The sequence below is a fragment of the Klenkia sp. AC732 genome, from assembly GCF_979256525.1.
In genome coordinates, this window is record NZ_CEEDOS010000138.1 from 1 (window position 1) to 249 (window position 249).

The window sequence follows — 249 nt, forward strand, 5'->3', positions numbered from 1 at the left end:
AAGAGGCACCGAGGATGGCGACACCCGTCGTGACGAGCTCCGCCGTCGCGCACCCGCACGTGGGGGCGCCGGAGGGGGAGATGGGCGTGCCCGCCGGCCGCCAGGACCCCGCGCGTGCGCGGCAGCGTCCGCTGCCCACGCCCAAGCCCAGCGACCGGCACGGACCGGCCCGCATCGTGGCGATGTGCAACCAGAAGGGCGGCGGCGGCAAGACCACGTCGACCATCAACCTGGGTGCCGCCCTCGTCG

The 249-nt window shown here is 75.5% G+C and carries 1 protein-coding gene; it reads left to right on the forward strand.

Annotated features, from left to right (window positions below; genetic code table 11):
• Window positions 1-29: 29 nt before the first annotated feature.
• On the forward strand, window positions 30-249 hold a 220-nt coding region (locus AC0IVP_RS22005), incomplete at its 3' end, for a ParA family protein (RefSeq protein WP_471759292.1).